Genomic DNA, 24,923 nt, shown 5'->3' with positions numbered 1-24,923 from the left:
CCGTTGTTTTCGCCGTGTCGCAGACGACCCACGGACCGGAACGCCCGTCGGCTCGCGTTCTGGGCCAGGGGCCGTCGCGCGGCCCCTGCGGACATGCTCCTTATTCCTCCATTTCCCCCATCGGGTGTTCCACGGCCAGTGCGACCTGAAGGGGTTGGGCGCGCATCAGTTCAGGCACCCAGCCCTTCCCTTCCAGCAATTGCTCGGCAGCGGTGGCGGCCTGCGCCTTTTTCATCGCAAGCAGCGGCTTCGCCTGCTCGGCATCGACCGCTTCCGTGACCACTGCTGCGATTCGGTCCTTGGACACGTGGGCGAGGTAGGACTGCGCCGTGGGCTTCCACCAACTGCTCATGTCCAGGCTTACCATTTCTCCCAGGCGGTCCAGGTGCTTCGTTTCCGATCCGTATGCATGGCTGCGATGGCGGTAGATCGAAACGCTGGCCAGTACTGCCAACAATGAAATCAAATCGGCGTGCGATTTTTCGAGCAGCCAGGGCAGCACGGCTGCGCCGTCCTCGGGCACACCCTTCGTCGCGGCTTCGATATGCTCCTGCACCGCTGCCCACGCCGGACTGGCCTTGATGTCCGGGTCGGTATTCGCCAGATCGTGATGCGCGGGCCGCAACGAAAAATCGAAAGTGTCGCCGCTGCCGGGACGCCGGTTGAATTCAAAATCGCCCAGCATCTGTTCGATAAGCAGGCAAAGCGCCAGCGTAGGACGCGCCATGACTTCAGCTTGAATGGCTATCACGCGCTGCGCGTGAAGGCGAGTGGTCAACGCTTCAGAATGGACGGGCCGTGTTTTGACGGGGGGCAAGTCCACGCCCGCCATCGTGTCACCCTCTCCTGCTTTGCTGCGCACGATTTGCGCCACCGCCTCGCGTTCATCCTGGCGGATCAGGCCACGGGTAACGGTCAGCTCACCTTGATAAGTCAGGTGCAGGACCGCGCCAGCCAGGGCTTTGAGGTCGGAGGGGTAATCCGCGAATGAGTCGCGGAGCGCTTGGATTTGCTCTTGAAGCCGTTCATGCTCGTCGATCAACTGGCAGTACTTGTCGTCGTCGCGATCATCGTCCTGTTCCAACTCACCAAGGCTCTCGCCAACCTTTTCCAACTTGGATTGCAGCGCCTTCATCGACTTCGCCTCGTCTTTGGTCGGCTCACGACGCGCGCGTGCGATCTCTCCAAAATTATTTTTGTCCTGGTCCGTGAACGACACTTGATAATCCACCCAGAGCCAGCCTTCTGCCTCAATTGCCTTATTGCGCTTGGACCGTTGCATCTTCGCCTTAACCATCGAGCGAACCATTTCCGAGTCGGTCAGATACACGTCGTCTTCGAAAAGATCACGGCGGACGTCCCCGCCCGCCTTCTCGTAGGCCGCGACCGTCACGTAGCGGGCAGCGGCCGAGTCGCTGCGGATTTCGGATTCCCCCAACAGACTCCGGATGTAGTGAGGCCGGTTCCAGTATTGCCCGTTTGCCGACTTCCATGCGGCTTCTTGGCGGGCATGGTCTGCGACGGAAGCCAGCGCTTGCATATCCACCAATTCCATCTTGCCGTCGCGATAAAGCTGCATCAACGCGGGGGAAACGCTGCCCAGCGCAAGCAGCTTCTTCACTGCCGATTCGGTCGCGCCATGAGCCGCCGCGATAGCCTCTACCGTCCAGTTATCGGCGCGCAGTTGCGCATACCCCGCATACACGTCTGCCGGGTGCATCGCCTTGCGCCCGATGTTTTCGATCAGGCTGGCGTGGTAAGCGTAAGCGGCCGGAATCACGAGGCAAGCGACCGGGTAGTCGGCAGGGAAAACTCCGTCTTCGATCAGCAGGCCGAGGGCCGTCCAACGCCGCCCGCCCGCGCATACTTCGTAGGAACCGTCCGGCGCGGCGACGACAACCAGGTTTTGCAACAGCCCGCCCATGGCCCGAATCGTTGCCTTCAATTGCAGGAGTTCAGGATCGTGCTTGCGGTCTTGTACGCCACGAGCCTGATACGTGTCGCTGAGGCGCAGTTGCGAATGGGGAATGTCCATGCGAATTGCGGCAGCGTGGACGGCGGCGAGTTCGTTGGAATCGAGTTTCATAGGTATGTACTCCAGGTCAGTATCGGGATCAGTGCAGTTGCGGCGCGGCGGCAGGCTCGTCCAGCGCGGCGATTAGGACGGTGAGTTGTCGCATGGTCATCGCGGGAATGCGAAAGCCCAGGCCCAGCAAGTGAGCGCGGCGCATGTCGTTCGCCAATCTGATAAAGTCGTGGTTCATCACGATTCTCCTAGTCCGAGGGTTGCGGGTGATGGCCCTTGTCGGTTGCAGCCGACAGGGGCCTTTTACTTAATAGCCCAGCCAGTTCAGCAGGTCGCGCCCGCGATATAGCGGGTGGTTCCCGTTGTCGGTGAAAAAGTCTTCGGCGCTCAGTTGGTGATCACGTATCTCGTGCATCACCTGAAGCCGGGTCAACACGGCTTCCTCTGCCGCGTCACTTTCGCGCAGGCCGTCCGCAGCGACCGGGCCGGTGTCCAACAAGTCGGCCAGCAGTTCGATCATGTCGGGACGGTGGCCTGTCCAGGCGACCAACTCGTTTTCGATGGCGACGGCCAAGACCGGCGCGGTGTCATAGCCTTTTTCCGCGAGCGCCTGCGCAAAGTCGGCGGCGCTGCGTTCGGTGAACTCGATGCCGCGTGCGGCAAGATCATCTTTAGAAAGCTCGCACTGGGCGCAAGCAAGGTGGGTGTACAGAACGACGCCGCAAGACATGGTGGATTTCCTTGTTTGACTAGACTTCGGTTGAACCGATCCAGGACGTTCCCAGAAACGCATCGCAGCCGATCACGGCCGATTCAGGTTGCACATCGCAAAGCCCCTCATGTGTCCAGCCCTGGGTCGGTGCCTGTTGGACGTGCAGGGTCAACCCATCCAGGCCACGCAGGAGCAAAGTCCGGTGGCGCAGCGCGGCCAAAATATCCGGCTCGCCTTCCATCTGGTCCGTTACGTACTTGATAAGCATCTCGGCTCCGCACTCAGCCGTGGTGCGGGCAAGGATTGCCGAAGCCGTCGTAGCAGCACGAACATTCGGCCATGGCTATGGATTCCTCTGCGGCGTTCCAGCCGTCCACCCATGCGCTTGCCAGTTCGGCAACATCCGCCAGCAGCGGCGGTACGTTTTCGGCGTCACGGCCACGGGAAAAGTCTTCCCGGCCCTGAACGTGAGCAAGCATTTGCGAGTAGCCAAGCTCCATGTAGCGACTTTCATCGTCGAACATTCCGGTGGCCTTAGTACGAGCCACTCGGGCATCCAAGCCGCGAAGGAACACAACGAAGGGCTTCGGCGTTGCAGTTATCTGTACAGTGTTTGCCATGGCTATTTCCTCTGCATCAAAGATTGTTTTGAAGTGCTGACCGGGCCTGAAGATCGTTAGCCCGATCGTGAACGGCTGGAATCGCTGGACTTTGTCTTCGTGGTGTTTGCCGCCAGTCCTGTTAGTCGCCGAGCCCGTGCCGATCTGGATCATGGAGAGAGGAGCGGAAAGGGGCAGGAACGGAAGCCGCAGCCTTGCGCTCAGCGCAAGGACCGGGTGAGTACCTGGCGAAGCGAACCCCTTGGAGGGACGAACGCAGTGATACAGTCGGCGTTTCTAGGGCGCGGGGACTGACAGGGCGCCAGGCTTGCGTGAGATAGCCAGAGAGGCGCAGGCGTGCCGCGCGGCGAGCGCCCCAAGCCCGTAGGGCTCAAATTCGGCCGTAGGCCGTTGGCAAGCGGTAGCGCGCAGCGCCGTCAGGCGCGGAGGCGTGAGCCGACCAGAGGGAGGGACGGATGGAAGCCCCCACGGGGGGCAAGACTGGCGGGGTTGGCCAGGCTTGACGCGCAGCGCGAGAGCCCGACCCGTAGCGAGTAGCGTAGGGGCACGCCCTAGCCTGGTTGGCTTACCTGATCGTCCACTTTCTGATCCTGCTGCGTATGCACATAATGGCGGACCAGCTATAAAAAAATCGACCTCTTACACGGTTCTACTTAGGCGTTGCTGGCGGCGAAACCGGTCCCGTAGACGCGGATCTCTCCGTGCTCGAGAACCCATAGTCCAAGGGCGCTGAGCATTGGTTGCACAACTAACTCATACACTGCAACGGCTACGAGTTGGGCCGACTCGGCTTGCTCAATATCCGCCCTTGCTCCCTGATGGATGATCTGGTTGCGCAACTTCTGCTGCTGCTTGCATTCTTCGAGCAAAGATTTCGACACCAGGGGTCGTCGAACTTCAGCAATGTCCATACCGGCAAGATCAGCGAACAACGTCTTGAGCAAATTTACGTACCGATCGAAGCCGGCTTGTCCAAGTGCTTGCCCCACGATGACTTCCGCCAAACCGTCCATGTGGACGAGCCCATGAACGACTGGCTTCAGTAACGTTGCCTTGAGTAGAAGTTCGATCGCGGTCACGAAATACACGACGGCGGCGCCAGAATGACCATTGGAACGAAGCCTCCTTCCCTCCTGGATCGCATCGACAGCAGGCCGCATGACGCGCGGATTCGCCACGTAATAAGATTGAAGGCGGTCTCTGGTGAACTCGGTAATAGCCTGAGCTTTGTGGTCGGGATAGAAATCACGGGCAATCTGCTCGTACATTTCATTGCGATCATCTTCATCAGGAGTGTTCATTTCTGTGCGTCCCTGGAAACGCTCCGCGGGCATGCGGCGAAAGCGATATTGGCTTTGCAGTTTAGCTGCTAAATCCAGGCGGCAAATGACTGGGCGACGAATGACTGTTCCCACACTACGGCAGTTGAGGCGAGCTGGTCTCATACGCCTTCCCCGAGGTTGATCACGCAGCCGCCGGCGGCAACCGCCCTCCTATATGCATTCGCCGTACGCGGCCGCGTCGAGGTGCGCCACGCCGAAGGCTGACGCACCGGCCCCGCTAGTCGGACCGGTGGTGGTCCACCATGCCAGCCAGATACGCCGCCTGCAATGCCCTCCAAAGATCCCACACCGATATTTCGCGATAGTCCTTGGAGCGGATCCTCTGAAGTTCCAGACATTCAATGTCCAAGATTTCCAGGGCGATGTTTTCGATGGCCAGTTCCGCGGCCTCGGATAGTTGCGGCATTGCCATCCGTCACTCCCTATCCAGTTCGACCAGCACCTGGCTGGCCAGCTCGTTGAGGTTGATTTCCAACAGGGCGATGGCTCGCACCTCGTCCAGCGGCAAGGATTCGAGGAATCGCGCCATGCGTTGTTCAATTTCCTGAGCCGCCAGCACCGGCCAGGCGCCGTATGCGGCGATCGCGGATAAACCTGCCCGATTGTTGCGGCCGTAGCCTTGTAGGTATGCGATAAGCCCACTCTGCATTTCGTTAGCTGTCCGGCTCATGCTGCGATCCTTTCCTGGCTGGCCAGCGCGAGGCGCTGCATTGCGGCGTCGTGGTACTTCGGGTCCATTTCGATCCCGTAGAAGCGCCGACCGGTCTGCCGGGCGGCCACGCACGTGGAACCGGAACCGGCGAACGGGTCTAGAACAATGTCGCGCGGACGACTAAAGGTTTCGATCAGCGGCGTCAGGCATTCAACCGGCTTCTGGGTCGGATGGTGGCGGTTCCCGGTGTACTTCCAGGGCAGCACATCGGGCAATGGCGTCGCTGGCAGCGCCGGCTGGCCCTTGGCTAGCAAGTAGGCGGACTCGTGCTGGTACGCCAAGAATCGCGCATTCGATTGGTATTGCTTGGCGAACACGATGTGGCCTACAACACGAAAGCCTGCCGCGCGCCAGGCGGCAAAGAACCGATCGACGCGGTTCCAGCCATAGAACGAAATGCAGAACGCATCATCGCGAAGCACGCGGAACATCTGCGCAAACGCCGGCGTCATCCATTCGTCGGTGCGGTCATTGGCAATGCTCCGGCCGGAGCGGTCAACGTAGTTGACCAGGTACGGCGGATCGGTCAGTACCAGGTCAACACAGCGATCCGGCAAGGTGGGAAGAACGGACAGGCAATCGCCCAGGACAACACGACTCATGGTTGGCTCCTTGCGTGCAGCAATGTCAGCCGATCTGCATTGCACTGCACGGGGCAGGCGGGCGCAGCCCACGAAAGCGCGGTCAAGGGACGTGGAATAAATAGCGAACGTAGTGAGCGGTTTATGCCGCGAAAGCCCTTGAAGATGGGGCCGCGGCTACAAAGCCGCGCGCAGCGGCCCTAGCGTCCGTGCGGGAGTGGGATGCGACTGTATGCTCCGTGCAGTGCTTGTGGCTCTGCATGGTCCGAAGTTGGCGCGTCGCCAGCGCGCCAGGCCCCGATGAGGGGCCATCACGGCGAGCCTAGAAGAGCGACATTTGGCCCGCGGCAGCGGCCTGACGTGCTGCCTTCGGCATTGCGTACAGCGCCTCGTTGATTTGGGGTTCAGGCGCCTCGACTGCGGGCTGCCCCACGTGCACCTGGCCAGCGGCCGCCGGTGCCTCCACTAGATTGCGCATCGCATCGAGCGCCTCACGTTGACGCAGCCGCGCACTCCAGCCGCCCAGCACGTGCGCCGGGGTAAACCAATGCTCCCATTCCTCGAGCGACAGCGCGTTGCCGTGAATGACGATCGCCGGCACATGCAGCAAGGCCAGCTGCAAGTACGTCATATGCACGCAGCGGCGGTCGAGGTCGATCGCAGTCACGTGCATGGCTTCCTGATAGTTGATCTCTGCGTCGGACATCGCATGCGCTGCCGCAATGATCATTCCGCCGGCGCCGCTCGTCGGCTCCGATACCCGGACGAATCCACGATCGGCAACCTGCTTGGCCAGTGCTTCGCGATCACCCATGACGATGCCACCTATCTGGCATCGAGGTAGACGATGCTCTTGAATAGGCAGAGCAAACCGAGGTTTGATGGGTTGCCTGCCGGCGAGCGGTCGCTTGCCGGTCAATATGCTCTTGGCGCTGGCATAGCTCCCTCACCACGGGACAAAACGACACGGGCCCGGGCGCTGCAGCTGATAGTACATTCCTGAAACTAAACAGCTTGCCACATAGGATCATACGTAATGAACTTAAGACTTAACGACTTTCTTGAACCGCCTGAGGATGCTAGCCCAGCTTGGTTTCAGCGTCGCGGCCGCAGCTTTGAGCGAGTTCTTAAGCAAATATTTGAGCGCGAAGGCATGGCTCCTAGAGCCAGCATGCGTCCCAGCGGAGAGGAAATTGACGGATCCTTTTCTATCGGTGATCGTTTTTTTTTGCTAGAGGCCAAGTGGCACACCCCGCCGATGGCGGCCTCCGCTCTTTATGCCTTCAAGGGCAAAGTTGATGGCAAGCTCGTCGGCACTATTGGTGTCTTCTTCTCAATGTCCGACTACAGCGCCGAGGCCGTAGATGCGCTGCTTTACGGAAAGGAGCTCAACCTGATCCTATTTGGCCGTCAGGATCTGCTGCTGATTGAAGACCAGAAAATCTCCATGCATGAGGCCATGCGGGTGAAGCTGCGTTATGCAGCCGAGTACGGCCAACCTTTCTTTCCCCTGTCCACTCATCTCGCCGAGCAGGCACGACTTGGCGCAGAAGACGCAACTCCAAAGCCTCAGCACGACTGGACCATAATCGTCGAAGGTGTGGATGATGTTCGGACTATCGAGGAGTTGCTTGCGCGTCTTGAAATCCCGGCTAAGGTCACAGTGTTTTCGGCAGGTGGCCAATTGTCTGTAGCACCGTTGGTCATGCATCTGCGAAGGACAGGCAATCGTCATGTGGCAGCCATCGTCACTCCGATCCCGGACGATGAAATGCAGCAGGAACATATGCAAGAGCTCCAGCGCAGTGGCGCTATCTTGATTCCCTTGCAGCATTCGTTGGAGGATTGGCTGGGTAGCTATGTCAATACGAACTATTACAACGCGGCCTATCCCCTCACTAATCGCGCCGGAAAAATGGCGCGTCGGTACGCCCGCAATGCCGACCTCCTTCAATTGCTGGCCGGCACACCGTCCTTTGCAGCGTTTTTGGAGCAACTAGAGGTGCGCCCTAAAGAGTGACCGGCCAAGTAAAACAACACATTAACTCGGCCAGTGGCGGATCCGGGTTGTCATCAGCCGATAGACGAGTACGGCTCTCGGCCAAAAGCGGACCTCACGGGTCACTCTTGAGATGACGGGTTCAGGCCGATTACGCCCCCCCAGGGTCAGATGTCTACGACCGTGATGGACATAGTTGGACTTTGACTACAGACAGCCTCATTGAATCCACTGGACCACACTTACTTCACCTACAACCAAAGCGTGAAGATGGCTAGTATCGCCAATATCCAAAAAGAGTTTGCATGCAGGGCAAAAAACGCCGAGGGAGATAACTATGAGATGTGATTTTGATGATTCGACACCTGCAGTCTGGCAGCGCGAATTGACAGTTGAAAATCTGATTGACTATGCGACAGCTTCGAGACAACTGTCAGCCTACATTCGCGTACTGAATGACGAAGGCTATAAAAACCTTGTTGTACCTAGTCGGGGAGCAGTGCCGTTTGTCCGTGCAGCTACGCAGGCTTACATGCTTCAATCGAACGAGTTGCCGACGCGTGAGGAGCGACTTGCAGGGAAGGTTGACTTGATCACCTCGCCGTTCATGCGCAAGTTGATCTTGCCATTCTCAGCAGATCCTAGCGAACAGTCTCAGACCAGCGGTGCAATCAGGGAGTACTGGAGCCGTGTTCTCGCTGCGATCATCAGAAGAGATGGCCGAGATCAATACTTAGTTTTATACAAGGCTCTTGTTGAAAAGCTTGCCAGGCGACGATGGGCTGATGCACTTGATCGCGATCTGCCAACGGAGAAGTTCATCTTCGTGGATACAGTGATCTCCGGTCGCGCTATCTGCGAAATTATTGCGGCCTTCAAAAAGGTTGGCCTTGATAAATGCTACTTCATACTGATTACAGATGACAATGGCAACAAGATTGCGCCGAAGTACAGACAAGTGATAAACGATCTCACCCAGGCGGGTCGATGTACCGTGATCGATGTAAAGCGAATGTTTACGGAAGACCGCGGCCCTGGTGCGAGTGGCGTCTGGAGTACTGTATATCCGCAGGTACTAAAGGCTGTTCAGCAGACATTTCCATGGGCGAAAAATTGCTACGGCGCGGGTACTTTTTATCACAAGGTCTCAAGCGCTCAATTCGAACCTAATGATGGAATTGGCAAGGCTGACTACAACATGCCTGTCACTCTGATGTACTCCTCAATTAGGACGGGCATCTTCACAGCGCTGCAAGCCATGCATCAGTGTGACCAAGCCGAAAATTACTTAGGAGGAGAGGGGCGTAAACAACTACCGAATTTTGGCTCTCTGGTAACAGATTACCGCACTAGGATAATGGACACGATGGAGAAAATGCTTAACTTTCAGCTTCGCGAGATGCGTGAGACGTTGAATAGCTTGGGGAGTTATTCGCCCCTGGACAAAAGGACCACGAAGCTCTTGGCTGGGCCAAGGGTCAAAGAGGAGCACCCTAATGCGGAAGTTGAGGTTTCGAGCTCACACCTAGTGAGGGTTATCCTGCCTGAGGCCGAGGTCGATGCCTTTGTTCGAGAGGCGATAACCGAACTCAGCACTAATCGCGATGTGCTCGCGGATGATTGGTTTCGTTGACGACGACTAACGCGATTCGCATTGTGTTTTGTAGCGAACGAACTGAATCGCCCCGGTTTTCGCCGAGGCTGAGGCAAACTATTACGACCAACTCGGCAAAACCGCCGACGAGGCCGTTTTTACTCTAACCAAACAGCCTCCGCGAAAACCGGGGCGATTCAGTTTGTCGTTGGTTCAAACCTAAAGAGCCCACCTCGATCTACCCTTAGCAGCCGGCATCTGCAGCGATTCTGCGGCAGGTGCTTCTTGCTTCGTGGGCCTGTGCCAAATCGAACGTCTGCAACATGCATGTTACAGTGAGCAACGTAGCTCTTGGAGGGACGATGGGTACCTACCGTGTTGCAGAGGTCTGCCCGAACGGGCATGTGTCCACCAGTTCGGCAGACACATCACCGGAGTTGCGCGAGAAGTTCTGCTCCTCGTGCGGCGAGCCGACGATGACCCAGTGCCCGTCGTGCCGTGCTGCGATACGTGGATACTATTACGTCGAAGGGGTGTTCTCCTTGAGTGAATACATCCCACCTGCGCACTGTCACAACTGCGGAAGCGAGTTCCCGTGGACGGCTCGCAAGGTCGAAAGTGCTGTCGAACTGGTGGAAGTGGGCGGCGGCCTGACCGACACAGAACTTGTGCAGTTGCGTACTGACTTGATTGAGTTGACGAAAGACAGCCCGAAGACGCAAGTAGCGTCTCTTCGCTTCAAGAAGGCAATGACCAAGGTCGGCGGCACCGTAGCTCAGGGCGTGCGCGACATCGTCGTTGACGTGTTGAGCGAAGCGGCCAAGAAGGCCATCTGGGGCGCTTGAGAGTAGGTACAACTACATGGCCGACGCATTCCACTATCCACCGGAGCTACTTGAGCTGTTGGTTGAGACCGTTCCTCGACTAAGCCGGGCGAAGAAAGGCGTTGTGCTATTCCTGCGCGGCGCTGGCGTAGCCGACGAGGATCTATCAGAGGTCGAACGTACCTTGGCGACGAATCCCCACTCGATCAACAAGTTTGAGATCGTCCGCAAAGTGCTCACCAAGGTCAACGTTCGTGGCGATAGCGGGCTGCGTCCTCGGCGCGAGATCATCAAGCGCGTTGTGGAGTTCGAGAACTTCGAGACCTGTTGGCCGGAAGATCAGTTGAAGGCCAAAGGGCTTGTCACCAGCGTGCGTGAAGCCGTCAACGCAAAGGACGCGTTCACGCGCATGAAACAAGAACGGGATGCCGAGCGTGAAGTTACGCTCGCCCGCCAGCGCGCAGAGCAGGCAGCATCGGCGGAGAAGCGCGCCAAGATTGAGCAGGTGGAAACGCGGCTCTCTGCATTGTTCGGCATGGACGACAGACCTCAGGAGCGCGGAAAGCTTCTTGAAGGCGTTCTAAATGACCTGTTTCAAGCCTACGGAATCTTGGTCCGTGAGGACTTCCGGCGAAAGGACCCTGACACATTGGTTGTGCTCGAACAGATCGACGGAGTCATTGAAGTCGATGGCGCCATCCACCTGGTAGAGATGAAGTGGCTCAAGGCGCCGGTTGGCACTGGAGAGTTCTTTCCGCATCTAGGTCGCCTCTTCCTCCGAGCAAACGCACAGGGCATATTCATCTCGTCCGCAGGCTTCACCGAACCTGTGGTCAAGGAGTGTGCGAACGCCCTGGCCCAGAAGACGATGGTCCTCTGTTCGTTGCAGGAGATCGTGATGCTGTTACAGCGCCGGGACGATCTCCTTTCGTTTTTGAAGAAGAAGTCGCGGGCAGCAATCGTTGACAAGAACCCGTACCTGCAAATCCTCGCGTGATCGAGTGGCCTCTTCTTTTGTGATTCGCGGCGCAGTCATCGCAGCAGGCGGCACAAGAGGCGGTCGACACCGCACCCGTACTACCCCTGCGGCGCGCGGGGGCACCTATAGTGCTCTGCTCAACATTCTTTAGGCTTGACATCGCACACAGTTACTCAAGTGTCGAAGACGGCCAGCGGCCGCAAGTGGCGCCGGCGCAGCCGGCGCCGCGCTGCACTTGAACGCGAGAACGCCGTGGCACCCTGACCGGGAATGCAGACCCGCCACCCCGTGTGGCTTGCAACGGTCTACCTTCAAAGCGCTACCCTCCCCCGTCATCGCCACTTAGTAGGGGCATCACTGCGCACCTCCGCCGGCGCAGCAAATGGAAATGCCCGCCAAAGGCGGGCAGTACATTTTTCAATCGATGGCCGCGAAGATGGCGCTGGCCTCCAGATGCTCGCCGGCGAAGTCGCGCAACGCGTGGTATTTCTCGATGAGTTCATCGATTGGATGCTGGCTGCACAGCTCGTTCAACGCGTACAGCGTCGCCACAATGCCGGCGGCATCGGCGGACATATTTCGGTCGCACCAGTTCATGGGCCACTCGATGCGCAGCTTGTCGTAGCCAGCCGGCGCCATGTAGAAGCCGCTGGGAATCTCGTAGTAGTGCCAGTATCCGCCGCGGTAGTCCTGGGCCAAGCGATCGAGCCAGTTGTAGACCGAGATTTCGCCGCGCAGCATCAGCCGCGTTCCGAAGTGCTTAGGCAGGAAGGCTAGACGCTCGTGATCGGCGACCAGGCGGCGGGCTTCGGCGAGGGTGGCTTGCGTCATGTAGTGCTCCTTGGAGGTGGGTCCCGGCCGGGTGGCGGGACGGGAGCACTGGCGCCCTGCGGAACAAGCGCCGCAGGCAAGGGGACGTGGAATATAAAGCGAGCACAGCGAGCGGCTATATGCCGCGAAAGCCCCTTGCGTTCGGTGCGCGCAGGGCCAAGATGCGCCCAGGCCTGACACCAGGTCGGACCTCACGTAGGTCGAGAGAATAGATGCGGCACCGCGAAGGTGCAGCGGCAGGTGCATGCAGAATTCTCCCCGACCCGCTATATTCCATGCCGTTACATAACGGAAAAGATGATGTTAGTTCTTGGCGTATATCTGGCAGGCCTGTGCATAATTGCAACCTTCGCCCATTATAAAAAATGGTATCGAATCGACGGAAAAGCACTGTCCGCTCAACCACTTTTTTGGATCAGCATTTTGGTGCCTGTGGCATCGTTTTTGTTTTTTGGATGCTTTTCATGGCAGGGATATGAATTTGACTGGAGCCCGAACGGCTATGCGAAATTCATCGAAATCAGCAAACTTCCGCTAGCTTTCCTGTCGCTTTCGATACCGTTTTCCGCCATAGTCGCTGCGATCCACCGCACGACGCAAACAGCGTCACAGATGCAGCAAGCCGCTTTGCAGTTGTCAATGGCTAGCGCAAAGAACTCTCTTGACGGCTTCTACGCGCATCAGAAAGACTTCATCGAGCATATAGCCACCTGGAAATTTGGCGAAACAAAGATATTTAACTCTGACGATCGCATATCGTCGGTTTACGTCGCATATCCCCGATTGCTATATCGGAAGATATATCCTGGAGCTAAAGGCACGGCCGAGGCTAGCTATTCTGTCGAGCCTAGTTTTGAGGCGGCCATTCGACTTAAAATAGCATCCATTAACGATGGTCTTTGGAATCACGTTGAGCGGGCGATGAGGAACGATCAACCAAGTATTGGAGACGAAGCGACGACTATTTACGTAGTTTTGCTCCAGACCTATGATATCTTCGATCACGTAGGGATAGACAACGCCTCGGATAATTATTTCTTCATTCCGCATCATTTGGGCGGGCACCAGTTCAATATTGTGTCGGAAGCAGACTTCAAGGAATTAATGCGGCTCTTGCTGAAAATTGCGACAGCAGTGATTGATATGATCTCCACTAAGCCGCTAGAGAACGTGTCGGGAATCCGGCGCTTCGCTGTCAGTGCTAATCCATTTTTCTTTTCGTTCAACAATGGTCAAAGGTCGACTCCAAAGCGAGCGAATACATGGAGAGAGACAGTCAACTCTTTCCCACATACGCCGCTCTTAGCCAAGTGATTCGCTTTAGATAGATGTTCCGTCCTTCAACGCCCGACACTCCTGACACTGCATTCACGCGCCTATACTGGCCTGACATCTGCATAGGGGGAGAGGTGATCAATGTGCGGTCGAATCGTTCAGAAATCTGGCCCGTTGGACTACGTTGAGCGAATCTTTACCAACCTGGGTAAGATCTTCGCGGACCCAGCGGGGCCGCGATTCAACATACCCCCGGGCACTCGCCCGCTCACGTTGCATCGCCTGACCGGTGCTGACGAGCTGGACCGCCAGTTCTGGACGTATCGACCCCAAGGCTCGAAGTACAAGATGAATTGCGCACGCCTGGACAAGGTCCTGGCTGGCGGCTGGCCGTGGAAGATGCTCGTAGCTCACGGCCGCATCCTTGTGCCGGCAGATGGGTGGTACGAGTGGAAAGCCCTCGGGACAGGAACGAAAGCTCCCAAGCGGCCCTACTACATTCATGGGGATGGACCACTATTTTTTGCGGGACTCACCGGCTGGCGGCCTGGTGATGAAAAGGATGAAGCCCACGGTTTCGCCATCGTGACCAACGATGCGCTGGGCGGCATGATTGATGTCCATGATCGACGCCCAGTGGCGCTGCCGCCCGAGCTGGCCATCCATTGGATCGACCCCGACTTCCCCACGCAGCACGCGCTTGAACTGCTGCACTCCGGATTGCCCGAGGATGCGTTTAGCTGGCATCCGGTACGACGGGAGGTTGGCAACTCGAAGTATCAACTGCCCGACGCTATTGACCCCGTAGACCCCATCTGAATGCGCGCTATCAACCAGTCTGATGGTCGAAAAGCGCAATCGCGGCTTCGAATGAAGCTCGCATGCCGATAAGCCGCCCTGCTTCTCCACGGGTATGCCACAGCTCGTGCTGATACCGGCCATCTACCCATACGCGACAGATCGTCCAGCCTGCCGGCCCGGCCCAGTAGTAGTCATCCATGCGGCGCCACTCTTCGGGATCAATCACCTTGCTGCCCCTATTTCGGCCCCATAAATCGGGGTGGTATGGCGCGGATTCTAGGCTTGTTTATACTGTATGTCCATACAGTATTTTTATCATGCCGTTCAGACCTCCCCTTCCGCTTGCCCAGCTTCGTGCCATTCAGGATCGTCATCGCGGCCCGGACGGCAAGATCCATGACGCGGACGTCCTCGCTCTGCTGCTAGAGGTCAAGCGCTACAGATCCTTCATCCTGCGCACCAAGCAGCTGTCCAGCGAATTCAAGCGTCCTGCCGGTGTGCTGGCGCCTGTGTACGACGAGTGGTGGGACACCTTGCTGGCCGAGCCATGCGTGGCCGAGCAGGAACAGATGATTCGCGAATTGCTAGAAGCCCCAAATAAACTGCGCAAGGGAATGGCCCCACGGTAGGTCGCACGCAGGGCCAGATCATTGGCTGGAAACTGCCGGAAAGCGCCCCACTGCTGGGCGAATCGTTTTTTCAGAGCGACGTTTAGCTGCTAAACAACCGCGCATGTTGCGCGGTTAAGTTTCGTCTAGACATATCATGAGATATCTGAGTTCATCGATATCTACATGCGCAAATCACTCCTGACCCTGCTTCGTTTCATCGGATACACCGCCGCTGCAATTCTTGGCTGGCTTGTGCATGTCTTCCTCGCCGTCCCTATGCAATTCGCGTTAGGACCGATATCCAGGACATGTTGGGGCCGTCGATGCTTTGTGACGGTGAGCCGATCGCGGGCACGAGTTTGGTGGGTAGCATTGTTCGCGTTCGTGGTGGCCATACCTCTACATCTGGATCCTTGGGTGGGCGCTGGCTTGAGCTTGACAGTGCTCGCCATTGGACGAGTTCTGTTCAACTATCACGGGCGAATCCTCCTCGTAAGCAATATCGGGACTGCCAGGTGGACGGTGCATATGAATCTCCTCAAGGCAGACAAACCAGCCACATTGTGGAAAGGGGCGTTCGAAGAACTCGACAATCTGATTCGAATGGCAAGGGCTGCCGGGATTGAGGGACTGAAGTTTAAGTCCCCGCTATTGGTCAACGACGCCACGGCGCGTCTGTTGCAGGGAAAGCTGGATAGGGTGCTGGCGAACAATGGCCTTACGGCCCGTGCGACCGTGTCTGAACCCAAAGCCATGGGCGTCCTGGGCACCGGCCTTATCCACGTGTACTTGGTCCGTCAGAAGCGGCTCAAATCGAAACGCAAGGCATATCACTGCAAGCCGTGGAATCTGAATACCCGCAAAGTCGAGGTCGAAATCACTTCTGCCTCGAGCCCCACCTCTTAGTCGGCGATCTCCGCGTCGCGTCATAGGACCGGCCGAGCATTCGCAGTCCGTACCCTGAATGTGATGACTTAATTGCGCCGGTCGCCACATTCGGGCGCGTGTCTTGAACTTCTGTATCTCATGATTGGTCGGTGGGGGCCGGTGGGTATGTGGGTGAAACTCGGGAAGCCGGTGGGCACACCCTGTGGTCAAGCGCGTGGTCAGGCGGAGCCTGTCCACCGTTTGTCCATCAGTGGTTGTCCATGGGCCGAGCGAAGCGAGCCGGGTGGTCGCGAAGCGATCATCCACATATCCACGGGTTCGGATAAACGTGTTTTGAATTTGATGTTTAGCGGCTAAACAGTCGCTTCACCGCTCTATGTCGCGGTCGCGTTGCAGCTGTTTTGAATTCTCTCGCTCGGACTGTGACAGAGATGCTTCCACCAGGCCGACGTCACCATGCGGATAGCGGATTCCGATCATCTGCCCCGGAACGACGAGATCCACGTTGAGAAGCGCGCGACGGCTGTGCAGGACCATCTCCCCAGCCAGCCCTTTTTGTTCTTGAACCAGGTACCGCTCCGTCAATCCGATAACCACGCCCTCATAGCTCTGCCCAGGAATAGCCTGAACGACGTGTGCGCGATCGCCTGCCACCGCCCTCGCCAGATCCAGCGCGTATTCCCGGTCAATTTCTCGGAGACTGGCGCGAATCAAGTGCGCCATGCGCTGCGAGTCTCCTTGATAGGCCTCAATCGACGCCTTCGTCATCTCGCCCCGATCAACGCCCTGCCAGTCAATGCCGTAGCCGGCATCCCTTGCAAGCTGACCGATGAACTCCCGGATACTTCTGCCATTGCCTTCCCGGAAGGGATGGAGCACATTCAACTCGCCCAAGTAATGGCCAGCACGCTCACTGAACGAATCAGGCGCAAGGCCCTTTAGGAGACCTTCGCGCGAAAGTGGTCTCGTGATCTGTGGCGCATAACTCGTGATCTGCTCGTGGCTGGCGAAGCGTGTTGTGCCCTTCGAAATGTCGACCGTGCGGATCTTGCCCGCCCAGTCATAGACGTCGCCGAACAACCGCTGATGGATCTGTTGAAGGTGCGCCAGGTCAAACTGCCCCCGAATGGGGTCCGTAGCAAGCTCATAAGAGCGCACGGCGGCGAAGGTTGCCTCCACCTTGTCCAGTTCGGCCTGGTCAGTGATTGCAAGACGATTACGCAGAACCCCGGAAACAGGGTCTCCGTATGGATCTTGCGCGTTGATGGGGTATTTGGCCATGAACTGGCCTATGCGGTCATTGAAGCTATCGAGCGGGCGACGAACGAAATTCGCCAGCGGCGATGCGGGCATGCAGCGTACGGAGGACGTCCGACACGCTCAATTCACCAGCCGCTGCACGTTCAAGATCGGCAACTGTGCGTGAGTCGGGTTCCAAGCCTTCCAGCCGCTGGTTCGCCACCGCATTTGCTACAGCGCGGCGCCGTTCTATCACGTCTTTAGAAGTCAGCATTGGGGTATCTCCGAAGGTCTTTCATTTTACTGCAACAAGTCCTGCGTTAGGGGCTAACTTACCGGGTGGACGCAACTGCACGACGTAAAGCCGGCCGAGTCACTCTGGCCAACGCCGCGACATAAAGCATGCACTGACGACGATGAGGAAAGCGATAAAGAAGAACGAGATAATGTCGACGAACATCCTTGTGTCTGCGGCCAGGCTGTCCATAAAAATGGATGCGAGGTAGAAGAGCCCGATCGCAGCCGCGAGGGCCATTAGCAGCATGCAGATCACAGTCGCCCTGTACACCCACAAGTTGCCCAGGCATTGACGGGGTCTGGGACGCAAATGGCTATCGCTCATGACATATCTCCAACGTCGCAATGTTGTTTCCAGGATGGCGTCTGAGCCATCCTGCTTCAGATTCTGAATTGTTCGCGCGACGCTCCTGCGAGCTCCGCAGCAGTCAGCCAGCGCGGCGCTCGCCCACGTCCGGTCCAGGTATAGCCAGATTCAGGATGACGGTATTTCGGCGCGACCGGGCGACGGGATTCGGTTCGCTCAACAGCCTTTTTGCGCTTGGGGCGAGCGGACTTCGTTGCGCCATATGCGGCCTGGATATCCGAGGGCGAAATCTGGAACTCGTGCATTTGCGCGACGATCTTTTGTACGGCCGACGCCCGACCGTTGGCGCGCAGGGTTTCGGCACGTCGCTGTAGAGCTTGAATTTGAGCAGTGAGTTTCGCGAGCGTTTTGTTCGAGTGCATTGAAGTTCCTTGCGCTTATTTCGTTGGAAGGATAAGTAGGTGGGTTGTGCGGCTTAGTTGTTCGATACGACTAGGCGCACATGTGGGCCTTTCGCCACTCTGGGGCAAAGCTTGCCCACTGCCTCGCCATTGGTTCTTGTAATGATGTAGCCAGTGAAGGCGAAGACATCGAGCGCCTTGAGTAGTTCGGGGTCTTCCTCGTCAACAGTCGCCAGGTAGAGTTGCGGCGTCATACCGTAGCGCTTGAGGACATTTGCTGCATTGCTTCGCTTCCGCCCGTCTTCACTTCTACGCCAGAACCTGACGAGCCAGCCACCGATCCCTGCCAACGCGGCGCCACAAAGCAGCCATAAGAACGCGTCCATTTACCAGACTCCGTAAGGTGGATTTCGTTGCGGGCTCCTGAGCTTGCCTCAAAAGCTGCGTGTTTAGCCGCTAAACATCCAGGGGCCATGTCATTCGTTAACGAGCTGGGGCCTCCAGATCTTTACTAGTTCTTTGAACGCCTCGTGAACGGGGGTAGTGAGCGTGTCCGGATAGGATCGGCTGCGCCGGACGAGGGCGATCACTGACGACATGTCGTCGTAGATTTCTTTGTCCACGCTCCACAGATCAGCTAAGTCGAAGCCGCCGCAGCTCGTCGCGTTCCACCAAGCAAGCAGAAAGTTGGCAACACGTGAGCTCTGTCCGGTCTCACGCCTGGCAATTTCAATCAGACGATTCAAGGCGGCCATACCGGCCTGGCGCAGCGCTGGATTGGCACCGTCTTGTCGCTCCTGTTCGAGCATGTCCCTGCGGCGTTGAAATTCGGCCTTCGCCTCGCTGGGGACTTCACGCTGAAAGCGGATACCGGTCGTGTCGGCCACAAAAGTGATCGTCGCGCCCTGTTCTACCGCCTGCCCCTCTTGCCGATCTTCAACGCAATCTTCGGATTGCGTATGAGCCTTGGGGACGGCCGGATGGCCCTTCGCCTTGGTGCTTTGCCGAATAGCTTTTACGGCCGCGCGGGTGGGCTTCTGCTCCGCAGCGTTGAGGAGATTTTCGACTGCTTGCGGGTCTTCCCGATATGCAATCACGAGTTCTTTGGCAACAGTGACGTCGGTGATCTGCCCATTCGCGACCGCCTCCGCAACCGGCTCTGGAAGGTTGAGCATTGCGACGTGCATGCTGACCCATGCCTTGGACTTCCCCATCTTGAGTGCGACATCCGACTGGGTCATGCCTTCCGCAAGCTTCCCACCGATGAAGTCCGCCATTTCACGCCCGGTCAGGCCCTCGTGATGGAGGTTCTCCGTCACCTGGTCGAAGTCGTCGAAATCAGGATCTTCGTGTGCGGGAATCTGGTCGAGACCGACCTCGCGCGTACCCAGGTAGCGGCGGTGTCCATGATTAATTATGAAGTCGCCCGGGATGGTCGGGTGAGGGCGCAATGAAATGGGGCACAGCACCCCTCTTTTCCCTGCCGCAACTCTTTCCCGAATAGTCGAGGCCATCTCCGCGATACTCTCCTTCGTGAGCCCCGGATTGCCGGCGCGACGAACGTTCCGCGCATCGAGATGGATTCGGGCGACGTCGTACATCTTGAAGCCGCCCTCCTGCTTCGGGTCGTCCAGCATCGATGCCAAGTCACCCAGTCCTTTCAGATCCATCATGCCTTTACTCCCATCTTGGTGCGGATGTACTGGCCCAGGGCGCGCATTTCGGCGCCCGCCGCACGCGCGGTGGTCTTCTTGGATTTCCAGACGGGTTCGCCAATAGACTGTGCCTCAGCGACGCTCGTGCGTAGACCGATGGTGACGGGAGCAAGCAGCTTCTCGTGGGCGGCACGGACTTCTGCCAAATGTCGGACCTGGCGCGGATTCCGCCGATCCACCATGCTAGGAAGTAGCCCAAGAAATTGCAGCTTAGGATTGCGCTGCCGAGCATTGAGTATCACGCGCATCATCTTCTTGATCCCTTCGATGCTGTACTCCTCCATCTCCACAGGGGATATGACCGCATCGGCAGCGTGAAGCGCTGCTGCCAAGGCGATACTTACGCCCGGCGCGGTATCAATCACGCAGAGGTCATAACCCTTTTCGGCGAACGCCGACAGATTTACCCGGAAATTCCTCAGCGCGGTTTCAAGCGGCATGTAGATCAAATTTGCCAGCAGCTGATCTGCGGCGATCAAGGAGATGCTCGATTCGTGAGTAGGCACTACCGGCGGACTGTCGAGAAAGAGCGCGCTTGCAGCGATTTCCAGCTTGAACCGAGCCATGGTTTTGGAGAGGTCGCCAGAATCCAAGTCGACAACTAAGACCCTAGCTCCTGCTTCGGCTGCTTCAAATGAGGTGTTGACTGCGGTCGTGGTCTTGCCAACACCGCCCTTTCCTTGTGCGACCGCGAGAATTTTCATTTCCATAAGCATTCCTCTTTTGCATTGAGGTGCGGGCGTTTAGCGGCTAAAGCGGCAATGTGTTTAGCCGCTAAACATTGAATTAGGGAAACCGCTTCAACTCGGCTTCGCCCGTGTGTTCTTGGTCCGAGGGCTCGGGGAGATCAGGCCAGGCAAGCCAATAATCATGAGGACGCAACTCGCGACGAGGAACTCCCGTAGCCCGTTCGATGGCCACGCCTCGGCGAGGGCCGACGAGTTTGTAGCCATATGCGATTTGGCGTAGGTATTCCCACGTGGTGTGCTGAGCAAGGCACTGCGCGCGAGCCTCGGCGACAGGCGTTACCTTCAGCCACTTGATCAGGGGTTCAATGCGGGGGTATCGTTTAGCGGCATTCATATGTACTAAATAGTACATTTTTTTAGTACATATGTCTTGTACTTTTTGGTAAAGCGCTGTCCCGTCATGCAGAATCCGGCCCATGGACGCCGCTGCGCAGGAGATGCAGGTCCGCCGGGACCAGTTACGTGCGTGGATTACTGCGCACCATGCAAACACGCGCGCGTTTTGCATCGCTCACAATCTCAATGAGAGCGAAATTTCCCAGTTGCTGCGGACAAAGAGCTTTGGCTCTCGGCGTGCCAGGAACCTAGAAGCGACCGTGGGGATGCCGCTGCGCTATCTAGAAGGCGTGATGAAGGCGGAAGGCAGGCCCGCTGCCCCGTCGCCCAGCCGAGCAACAGCGTTACCTCACACCGAATGGCCCTTTCGGTTGGCGTCATACGATGATTTCATACATCTCAGCCCCGAGAAGCGACACGAACTAGATGTTCGAGTGTCGGAGTTCATTGCGGGCGCTATTCAGAAAAAAAGAACGGCCTAATCCCCGTCTAAGAACCCAAGCTTGCAGCGTCGGTCGGGCAACCTCGTCCGCCAAACGCTTGCACCTGCGATTGGTATGGTCCGCGCCCTCGACTGGCGGCTAAGACTTCCCGCTTGCTAGGGACAGTCGCGATGTGTGTCAGCTTTGTTTCCCAGTGTATCAAATGATGAAAAATTCTCCTGTAATGGAGAGCTTTCGAAATATGTACTAAAAGGTATTGACCAAATATGTACTAAAGAGTACAGTCATTTCTCAACGCTCTTTAACACGACGAAACAAGTAAACGCCTCGCAGCGGCTCATGGAGCGCTGCGGTAGGGGAGATTGCCGCGAGCGAAAGCTTGGCCCCGGGCATTAAAGAAGCGGCAAGAATCAATGCGCCAGACGAGGCCCGTGAAGCTCGTTAGCAACCATGCTGACGTACAAATCCGGCCAGGTGCAGAGCCTGGCGGGCGCATTGATCTCGTGCAGTGAATGGAGTTGCTTTCCATCCCTGCTGAAGTGAACCGACTGAACGCTACTGCGTGGTCGGGCTTTCAAACGAGCGCCTAAGTAAGACATGCCCCACGTGGCGAATAACGTGTTGGGCGAACACCTGGCAGGGTCTCAACTTGCCTGCGCCGTGCAAGTCGGCAGGAAGCCGCCAACGTTGTGGTATCTCGGCGGCGGCATCCGAATCGGCGTTCATCAGAATTTTTCCCGGTGTTTAGCTGCTAAACACCACGGAATTCGAGCGCTCCGATCCGGATGGCACATTTCTCCATCTCACGGAGGTCTATCCAAATGAACGCTCTTCAAAGAAAGCGTGACTTCAACAGCAAGTATCAATTTTGTAGTCAGGCTGATGGGAGCCGCGCAACCAACCAGCGATGGTTGAAGGCCTTAGCGAGGAATGCCACCGCGCATTTTCTTGCTTTTGTGGCCCTGACGATTCTCGGCACAGCTATCTGGCATGCCCACAGCCACGATGTTCCTACCGTAGACGCTTTTCAAGAAGCATTCATGGCCATCCTGCTGGATGCGCAACTTCTAATTGCCCTTGCGTTGATGTCAACGGTCGCCGGATTGCGCGGCGGAAAGAAGGCTGTCTACGTCCGCGCTTCCGAACTATCAAAGCTAGGGACGTCGCTGACTTGACACCTCGCATTGGGAGGGGAACGTGCATAAATTTATCCGTGGCCTAGCAGCCGGCCTTTTCATACAGATTTACCTACTGCTCGGCATATTCGTCGTGACAGTAAGCCTTGGCGCCTTTGCCATAACCGCCTTGCACGGCCAGGAAATCTACGCCTGGGTGATGCAGCAACCGGCGCTGGCCCCGCTCACCGGGGCAGTCGTCGTGTTGGCCGGGCTGAAGATTGACCCAACTGGTAGCAGCTCAGACGCGCTGTTCATTAGCAACGGCATCCTCGGGATGTTGGCGCTCTCTTCGACCGCTATCTCGATATCGGTCTGCATCTCCATCCTGACAAGAGCCAGCTCCATGCTGACGAGGGGCATCCTGTTCTGGTGCCAATGGTGCCGCTCGCGCTCGACGTGAGTCCGTCAAGCGGGGCTTCCTTCATACGGAAATTCAATGAAAAAGCACATGATTATCTGGGGAGTCGTATCCGTGATCCTCGCTGCGGGCTATGCGTTATACGAGTTTTACTCCTCCACCAACGAAGATTGCTACGAGCAGCCCTACGTAAGCAGCACATTTTGTGCGATCGAGCGAAAGTAGCAAAAGGGGTCAGCCAATCATTGTCTTCGTCGGCTACGACTCTCCTCCATCGGGAAAGGCTGGCCGTCTGAAAAATGGAGTACATCTTGCACAAAAAACAGCACACTCATCGAAATCCAAACAGCACGTTAATGGCTTCGTCCGCGATAAAGGTCGCAATTGGGCTGGTCTTGATCGTCGTGGTGCTGGCCACGGTTGGAAAGCTAATTCAAGAATGGGCAACTGTTCTGTGGCTGGTGTCCCTGGGCGGACGGTTCTGGGGAGCTGTCTCCGTGGGACTAATCTGCGTCGCATGCGCTACTTGGGCCGGGTTGGTCAGTTATGGCATGAGGGAAAGAGAGGCCCCGATAGAGCCTGGCGCATCAAAGCGTAAGGCAGCGTTCTTGTTCTGGCTTGACGCCACGCTGATAGCGGGCCTGGTGATTTTCCTTGTCGCTAACGTCGCCCTGTACGTTTCGTACGGCTCTTTCAGCGGACTGAACATCTATCAACAGATCGCCGCGGCTGTTATGCACGGCTCCATCGCCATAGGGATTCCCGTCCTTTTCGTGCACGCGGTGATCGAGTTCGGAGACCACTGATGGATCGAATGATATATACCGTGGAGGTCACGCTAGCCGGAATGACCCGACCGTACTCGTCGGAGTTTCAAACGGCTGATCAGTTCAAGGACGGCTGGAAACGCGTACTGTTGATGGCGCATGGCAAGGCAGACGTGAGGTGCACTTGCCCTGGATCGGGCGAACGGCGCTTGTCGATCCACAGCCGTTCCAACTCTGATCGGTTCCACCTTGCCCGCTTTCCCGAGACAGGGTCGGAGCACAGCGAAGACTGCGTCTATTACGGTGTAGATCCGAGCATGTCCGGTCTTGGTTCATACCGGCGCGGAGTGGTCCAGGAACTCGACGACGGCGCGGTCAAGATTAAGCTGAAGGTCGGGCTTCAACAGCGTGCGACGTCCGCCCCAGAAGAAGGTGACGCCTCGTCCGCCACCGCACCGTCGATGCCTGCGACGCGCCCGCGAACCGGTCAAGCCAGCATGACGTTGCTCGGCCTCCTGCATTTTCTCTGGACACAAGCAGGCCTGCACGCATGGTCGCCAGGCATGGAAGGAAAGCGCAATCTTGGTGTGGTGCATTACCACTTGATGCGCTCGGCCATGACTACCTATGCGGGGCGTGTCCGACTGGCTCAAAACCTCCTAATCTCCACGCCGACCGCAAGCGGGCAGCAAGCGGGACACAACAAGGCCAAGGCCCTGGAGGCGGTGACTCAACGACGGCGTTTGGTTGTGATTGCCCCCCTCGCACAGCACCAAGAAGGAATGGACGGCAGCGCCACACTGCCTATCGCGGGGTTTCATGGAATCCCGTACCTGACCCTCGATGAGAACGTCTGGGAACCGTTGGAGCGCCGCTTCGCCCGAGAAATCGACTCTTGGCGGGCTGGGAATGCCGTCATCGCTGTCGTACAAACTGACCCACCCAAGTCCTCTGGCGGCAGCATGCGCGCGCAGGTTGTCGATATCGCCCTGATGCAGACAACGCGCGACTGGATACCAGTCGATTCAGGCTACGAGGCTCTAGTCGCTGAAAAGCTCGTGGCCGAAAAGCGTCGGTTCGAAAAACCGCTGCGGTTTGATGCTGGCGAGGACGCCGTTTTCCCCGACTTCTGGCTACGCGATACTGACACGCCCACGCCTTTGGAGGTTTGGGGTATGAGCACGCCCGAGTACCAATCTCGAAAGGCAGGAAAAACAGCTCTTTACGATGACAGGTACGGGCAAGATGGTTGGTGGTCCTGGAACGCCGGAGCCGGAGATCCAGTTCCGAGTTTCCCCTCATGAACACATCAACGCTGAACCACGGAGATTCACGTC

The 24,923-nt window shown here is 57.4% G+C and carries 30 protein-coding genes; 12 read left to right on the top strand and 18 right to left on the bottom strand.

Going from position 1 to position 24,923, the window contains the following annotated elements:
* Positions 1 to 100: 100 nt before the first annotated feature.
* From HV765_RS24185 to HV765_RS24140, 10 genes are all read right to left on the bottom strand, one after another.
* Positions 101 to 2,086, bottom strand: a complete 1,986-nt coding sequence (locus HV765_RS24185; protein ID WP_175171239.1) for a ParB/RepB/Spo0J family partition protein — start codon at positions 2,084 to 2,086, stop codon at positions 101 to 103.
* Positions 2,087 to 2,114: 28 nt separating this feature from the next.
* The gene (locus HV765_RS24180; RefSeq protein ID WP_175171238.1) at positions 2,115 to 2,264 is read right to left on the bottom strand and encodes a hypothetical protein; all 150 of its coding nucleotides are present in this window, start codon (positions 2,262 to 2,264) and stop codon (positions 2,115 to 2,117) included.
* A gap of 69 nt (positions 2,265 to 2,333) precedes the next feature.
* Complete coding sequence (locus HV765_RS24175; RefSeq protein WP_175171237.1) at positions 2,334 to 2,756, bottom strand: thioredoxin domain-containing protein; 423 nt, start codon at positions 2,754 to 2,756, stop codon at positions 2,334 to 2,336.
* Between the two features lie 19 nt (positions 2,757 to 2,775).
* Positions 2,776 to 3,006 carry a hypothetical protein gene (locus tag HV765_RS24170; protein WP_175171236.1) on the bottom strand — a complete coding sequence of 77 codons (231 nt, stop codon included), beginning with the start codon at positions 3,004 to 3,006 and terminating at the stop codon, positions 2,776 to 2,778.
* A gap of 13 nt (positions 3,007 to 3,019) precedes the next feature.
* The gene (locus tag HV765_RS24165; protein ID WP_175171235.1) at positions 3,020 to 3,511 is read right to left on the bottom strand and encodes a hypothetical protein; all 492 of its coding nucleotides are present in this window, start codon (positions 3,509 to 3,511) and stop codon (positions 3,020 to 3,022) included.
* A 500-nt stretch (positions 3,512 to 4,011) separates the two neighbouring features.
* Positions 4,012 to 4,659, bottom strand: a complete 648-nt coding sequence (locus HV765_RS24160; protein ID WP_175171234.1) for a hypothetical protein — start codon at positions 4,657 to 4,659, stop codon at positions 4,012 to 4,014.
* 259 nt (positions 4,660 to 4,918) lie between these two features.
* Positions 4,919 to 5,107, bottom strand: coding sequence for a DUF6900 domain-containing protein (locus tag HV765_RS24155; RefSeq protein ID WP_254600712.1), 189 nt, complete (start codon positions 5,105 to 5,107; stop codon positions 4,919 to 4,921).
* A gap of 9 nt (positions 5,108 to 5,116) precedes the next feature.
* Positions 5,117 to 5,371 (bottom strand): hypothetical protein, encoded by a 255-nt coding sequence (locus HV765_RS24150; protein WP_175171232.1) that lies wholly within the window; start codon positions 5,369 to 5,371, stop codon positions 5,117 to 5,119.
* Positions 5,368 to 6,015, bottom strand: coding sequence for a DNA methyltransferase (locus HV765_RS24145; RefSeq protein WP_175171231.1), 648 nt, complete (start codon positions 6,013 to 6,015; stop codon positions 5,368 to 5,370). Before HV765_RS24145 ends, HV765_RS24150 begins: the two co-directional genes overlap by 4 nt.
* A 301-nt stretch (positions 6,016 to 6,316) precedes the next feature.
* Positions 6,317 to 6,808, bottom strand: a complete 492-nt coding sequence (locus tag HV765_RS24140; RefSeq protein WP_175171230.1) for a class I SAM-dependent methyltransferase — start codon at positions 6,806 to 6,808, stop codon at positions 6,317 to 6,319.
* Between the two features lie 222 nt (positions 6,809 to 7,030).
* Here HV765_RS24140 and HV765_RS24135 point away from each other — a divergent pair, with 222 nt between their 5' ends.
* The 4 genes from HV765_RS24135 (at position 7,031) to HV765_RS24120 (ending at position 11,408) form a co-directional block, all read left to right on the top strand.
* Positions 7,031 to 8,014: a restriction endonuclease gene (locus HV765_RS24135; protein WP_175171229.1), complete on the top strand. Its 984-nt coding sequence runs from the start codon at positions 7,031 to 7,033 to the stop codon at positions 8,012 to 8,014.
* 316 nt (positions 8,015 to 8,330) lie between these two features.
* A complete protein-coding gene (locus HV765_RS24130; protein ID WP_175171228.1) occupies positions 8,331 to 9,626 on the top strand; it encodes a hypothetical protein in 1,296 nt (431 codons plus the stop codon).
* A gap of 323 nt (positions 9,627 to 9,949) precedes the next feature.
* A complete protein-coding gene (locus tag HV765_RS24125; protein ID WP_175171227.1) occupies positions 9,950 to 10,432 on the top strand; it encodes a DUF2321 domain-containing protein in 483 nt (160 codons plus the stop codon).
* Positions 10,433 to 10,448: 16 nt separating this feature from the next.
* Positions 10,449 to 11,408, top strand: a complete 960-nt coding sequence (locus HV765_RS24120; RefSeq protein ID WP_175171226.1) for a PDDEXK family nuclease — start codon at positions 10,449 to 10,451, stop codon at positions 11,406 to 11,408.
* 399 nt (positions 11,409 to 11,807) lie between these two features.
* Here HV765_RS24120 and HV765_RS24115 read toward each other — a convergent pair whose 3' ends face one another.
* Positions 11,808 to 12,221 (bottom strand): antirestriction protein, encoded by a 414-nt coding sequence (locus tag HV765_RS24115; RefSeq protein ID WP_175171225.1) that lies wholly within the window; start codon positions 12,219 to 12,221, stop codon positions 11,808 to 11,810.
* Positions 12,222 to 12,518: 297 nt separating this feature from the next.
* Here HV765_RS24115 and HV765_RS24110 point away from each other — a divergent pair, with 297 nt between their 5' ends.
* The 4 genes from HV765_RS24110 (at position 12,519) to HV765_RS24095 (ending at position 15,814) form a co-directional block, all read left to right on the top strand.
* Positions 12,519 to 13,535 (top strand): hypothetical protein, encoded by a 1,017-nt coding sequence (locus tag HV765_RS24110; protein ID WP_217483391.1) that lies wholly within the window; start codon positions 12,519 to 12,521, stop codon positions 13,533 to 13,535.
* Between the two features lie 102 nt (positions 13,536 to 13,637).
* A complete protein-coding gene (locus HV765_RS24105) occupies positions 13,638 to 14,315 on the top strand; it encodes an SOS response-associated peptidase (protein WP_175171223.1) in 678 nt (225 codons plus the stop codon).
* A gap of 299 nt (positions 14,316 to 14,614) precedes the next feature.
* Positions 14,615 to 14,926, top strand: coding sequence for a hypothetical protein (locus tag HV765_RS24100; protein WP_175171222.1), 312 nt, complete (start codon positions 14,615 to 14,617; stop codon positions 14,924 to 14,926).
* Positions 14,927 to 15,436: 510 nt separating this feature from the next.
* Positions 15,437 to 15,814 carry a hypothetical protein gene (locus HV765_RS24095; protein ID WP_175171221.1) on the top strand — a complete coding sequence of 126 codons (378 nt, stop codon included), beginning with the start codon at positions 15,437 to 15,439 and terminating at the stop codon, positions 15,812 to 15,814.
* Between the two features lie 348 nt (positions 15,815 to 16,162).
* Here HV765_RS24095 and HV765_RS24090 read toward each other — a convergent pair whose 3' ends face one another.
* From HV765_RS24090 to HV765_RS24060, 7 genes are all read right to left on the bottom strand, one after another.
* Positions 16,163 to 17,149, bottom strand: a complete 987-nt coding sequence (locus HV765_RS24090; RefSeq protein ID WP_254600710.1) for a Fic/DOC family protein — start codon at positions 17,147 to 17,149, stop codon at positions 16,163 to 16,165.
* The gene (locus tag HV765_RS24085) at positions 17,103 to 17,309 is read right to left on the bottom strand and encodes an antitoxin VbhA family protein (RefSeq protein WP_205736951.1); all 207 of its coding nucleotides are present in this window, start codon (positions 17,307 to 17,309) and stop codon (positions 17,103 to 17,105) included. Before HV765_RS24085 ends, HV765_RS24090 begins: the two co-directional genes overlap by 47 nt.
* A 99-nt stretch (positions 17,310 to 17,408) precedes the next feature.
* Entirely contained in the window at positions 17,409 to 17,657 is a 249-nt protein-coding gene (locus tag HV765_RS24080; RefSeq protein ID WP_175171219.1) for a hypothetical protein, read from the bottom strand.
* A 56-nt stretch (positions 17,658 to 17,713) separates the two neighbouring features.
* Positions 17,714 to 18,061: an H-NS histone family protein gene (locus HV765_RS24075; protein ID WP_175171218.1), complete on the bottom strand. Its 348-nt coding sequence runs from the start codon at positions 18,059 to 18,061 to the stop codon at positions 17,714 to 17,716.
* A gap of 53 nt (positions 18,062 to 18,114) precedes the next feature.
* The gene (locus tag HV765_RS24070; RefSeq protein ID WP_175171217.1) at positions 18,115 to 18,426 is read right to left on the bottom strand and encodes a hypothetical protein; all 312 of its coding nucleotides are present in this window, start codon (positions 18,424 to 18,426) and stop codon (positions 18,115 to 18,117) included.
* Between the two features lie 90 nt (positions 18,427 to 18,516).
* Entirely contained in the window at positions 18,517 to 19,713 is a 1,197-nt protein-coding gene (locus tag HV765_RS24065; protein ID WP_175171216.1) for a DUF7673 family protein, read from the bottom strand.
* A complete protein-coding gene (locus tag HV765_RS24060) occupies positions 19,710 to 20,465 on the bottom strand; it encodes a ParA family protein (RefSeq protein WP_254600709.1) in 756 nt (251 codons plus the stop codon). Before HV765_RS24060 ends, HV765_RS24065 begins: the two co-directional genes overlap by 4 nt.
* 1,639 nt (positions 20,466 to 22,104) lie before the next feature.
* Here HV765_RS24060 and HV765_RS24055 point away from each other — a divergent pair.
* The 4 genes from HV765_RS24055 to HV765_RS24040 all read left to right on the top strand — a co-directional run bounded on the left by HV765_RS24055 (position 22,105) and on the right by HV765_RS24040 (position 24,890).
* Entirely contained in the window at positions 22,105 to 22,458 is a 354-nt protein-coding gene (locus HV765_RS24055; RefSeq protein ID WP_175171215.1) for a hypothetical protein, read from the top strand.
* Positions 22,459 to 22,480: 22 nt separating this feature from the next.
* Positions 22,481 to 22,861 (top strand): hypothetical protein, encoded by a 381-nt coding sequence (locus HV765_RS24050; protein WP_175171214.1) that lies wholly within the window; start codon positions 22,481 to 22,483, stop codon positions 22,859 to 22,861.
* A gap of 269 nt (positions 22,862 to 23,130) precedes the next feature.
* Entirely contained in the window at positions 23,131 to 23,625 is a 495-nt protein-coding gene (locus HV765_RS24045) for a hypothetical protein (protein ID WP_175171213.1), read from the top strand.
* Positions 23,625 to 24,890 (top strand): DUF1173 family protein, encoded by a 1,266-nt coding sequence (locus HV765_RS24040; protein WP_175171212.1) that lies wholly within the window; start codon positions 23,625 to 23,627, stop codon positions 24,888 to 24,890. The genes HV765_RS24045 and HV765_RS24040 overlap by 1 nt, the downstream gene beginning before the upstream one ends.
* Positions 24,891 to 24,923: the final 33 nt, after the last annotated feature.

Origin of the sequence: Achromobacter kerstersii (assembly GCF_902859595.1) — a bacterium.
GTDB lineage: Bacteria > Pseudomonadota > Gammaproteobacteria > Burkholderiales > Burkholderiaceae_B > Achromobacter > Achromobacter kerstersii.
Note: the sequence above shows the minus strand (reverse complement) of the source record. Positions and strands in the feature narration are given on the sequence as shown.

What these genes read in the sequence shown, in the direction of transcription:
- HV765_RS24185 (WP_175171239.1), bottom strand. Translation starts at nt 2,086, where the DNA reads ATGAAACTCGATTCCAACGAACTCGCCGCCGTCCACGCTGCCGCAATT.
- HV765_RS24180 (WP_175171238.1), bottom strand. Translation starts at nt 2,264, where the DNA reads ATGAACCACGACTTTATCAGATTGGCGAACGACATGCGCCGCGCTCAC.
- HV765_RS24175 (WP_175171237.1), bottom strand. Translation starts at nt 2,756, where the DNA reads ATGTCTTGCGGCGTCGTTCTGTACACCCACCTTGCTTGCGCCCAGTGC.
- HV765_RS24170 (WP_175171236.1), bottom strand. Translation starts at nt 3,006, where the DNA reads ATGCTTATCAAGTACGTAACGGACCAGATGGAAGGCGAGCCGGATATT.
- HV765_RS24165 (WP_175171235.1), bottom strand. Translation starts at nt 3,511, where the DNA reads ATGATCCAGATCGGCACGGGCTCGGCGACTAACAGGACTGGCGGCAAA.
- HV765_RS24160 (WP_175171234.1), bottom strand. Translation starts at nt 4,659, where the DNA reads ATGAACACTCCTGATGAAGATGATCGCAATGAAATGTACGAGCAGATT.
- HV765_RS24155 (WP_254600712.1), bottom strand. Translation starts at nt 5,107, where the DNA reads ATGCCGCAACTATCCGAGGCCGCGGAACTGGCCATCGAAAACATCGCC.
- HV765_RS24150 (WP_175171232.1), bottom strand. Translation starts at nt 5,371, where the DNA reads ATGAGCCGGACAGCTAACGAAATGCAGAGTGGGCTTATCGCATACCTA.
- HV765_RS24145 (WP_175171231.1), bottom strand. Translation starts at nt 6,015, where the DNA reads ATGAGTCGTGTTGTCCTGGGCGATTGCCTGTCCGTTCTTCCCACCTTG.
- HV765_RS24140 (WP_175171230.1), bottom strand. Translation starts at nt 6,808, where the DNA reads ATGGGTGATCGCGAAGCACTGGCCAAGCAGGTTGCCGATCGTGGATTC.
- HV765_RS24135 (WP_175171229.1), top strand. Translation starts at nt 7,031, where the DNA reads ATGAACTTAAGACTTAACGACTTTCTTGAACCGCCTGAGGATGCTAGC.
- HV765_RS24130 (WP_175171228.1), top strand. Translation starts at nt 8,331, where the DNA reads ATGAGATGTGATTTTGATGATTCGACACCTGCAGTCTGGCAGCGCGAA.
- HV765_RS24125 (WP_175171227.1), top strand. Translation starts at nt 9,950, where the DNA reads ATGGGTACCTACCGTGTTGCAGAGGTCTGCCCGAACGGGCATGTGTCC.
- HV765_RS24120 (WP_175171226.1), top strand. Translation starts at nt 10,449, where the DNA reads ATGGCCGACGCATTCCACTATCCACCGGAGCTACTTGAGCTGTTGGTT.
- HV765_RS24115 (WP_175171225.1), bottom strand. Translation starts at nt 12,221, where the DNA reads ATGACGCAAGCCACCCTCGCCGAAGCCCGCCGCCTGGTCGCCGATCAC.
- HV765_RS24110 (WP_217483391.1), top strand. Translation starts at nt 12,519, where the DNA reads ATGATGTTAGTTCTTGGCGTATATCTGGCAGGCCTGTGCATAATTGCA.
- HV765_RS24105 (WP_175171223.1), top strand. Translation starts at nt 13,638, where the DNA reads ATGTGCGGTCGAATCGTTCAGAAATCTGGCCCGTTGGACTACGTTGAG.
- HV765_RS24100 (WP_175171222.1), top strand. Translation starts at nt 14,615, where the DNA reads ATGCCGTTCAGACCTCCCCTTCCGCTTGCCCAGCTTCGTGCCATTCAG.
- HV765_RS24095 (WP_175171221.1), top strand. Translation starts at nt 15,437, where the DNA reads ATGAATCTCCTCAAGGCAGACAAACCAGCCACATTGTGGAAAGGGGCG.
- HV765_RS24090 (WP_254600710.1), bottom strand. Translation starts at nt 17,149, where the DNA reads ATGCCCGCATCGCCGCTGGCGAATTTCGTTCGTCGCCCGCTCGATAGC.
- HV765_RS24085 (WP_205736951.1), bottom strand. Translation starts at nt 17,309, where the DNA reads ATGCTGACTTCTAAAGACGTGATAGAACGGCGCCGCGCTGTAGCAAAT.
- HV765_RS24080 (WP_175171219.1), bottom strand. Translation starts at nt 17,657, where the DNA reads ATGAGCGATAGCCATTTGCGTCCCAGACCCCGTCAATGCCTGGGCAAC.
- HV765_RS24075 (WP_175171218.1), bottom strand. Translation starts at nt 18,061, where the DNA reads ATGCACTCGAACAAAACGCTCGCGAAACTCACTGCTCAAATTCAAGCT.
- HV765_RS24070 (WP_175171217.1), bottom strand. Translation starts at nt 18,426, where the DNA reads ATGGACGCGTTCTTATGGCTGCTTTGTGGCGCCGCGTTGGCAGGGATC.
- HV765_RS24065 (WP_175171216.1), bottom strand. Translation starts at nt 19,713, where the DNA reads ATGATGGATCTGAAAGGACTGGGTGACTTGGCATCGATGCTGGACGAC.
- HV765_RS24060 (WP_254600709.1), bottom strand. Translation starts at nt 20,465, where the DNA reads ATGGAAATGAAAATTCTCGCGGTCGCACAAGGAAAGGGCGGTGTTGGC.
- HV765_RS24055 (WP_175171215.1), top strand. Translation starts at nt 22,105, where the DNA reads ATGAACGCTCTTCAAAGAAAGCGTGACTTCAACAGCAAGTATCAATTT.
- HV765_RS24040 (WP_175171212.1), top strand. Translation starts at nt 23,625, where the DNA reads ATGGATCGAATGATATATACCGTGGAGGTCACGCTAGCCGGAATGACC.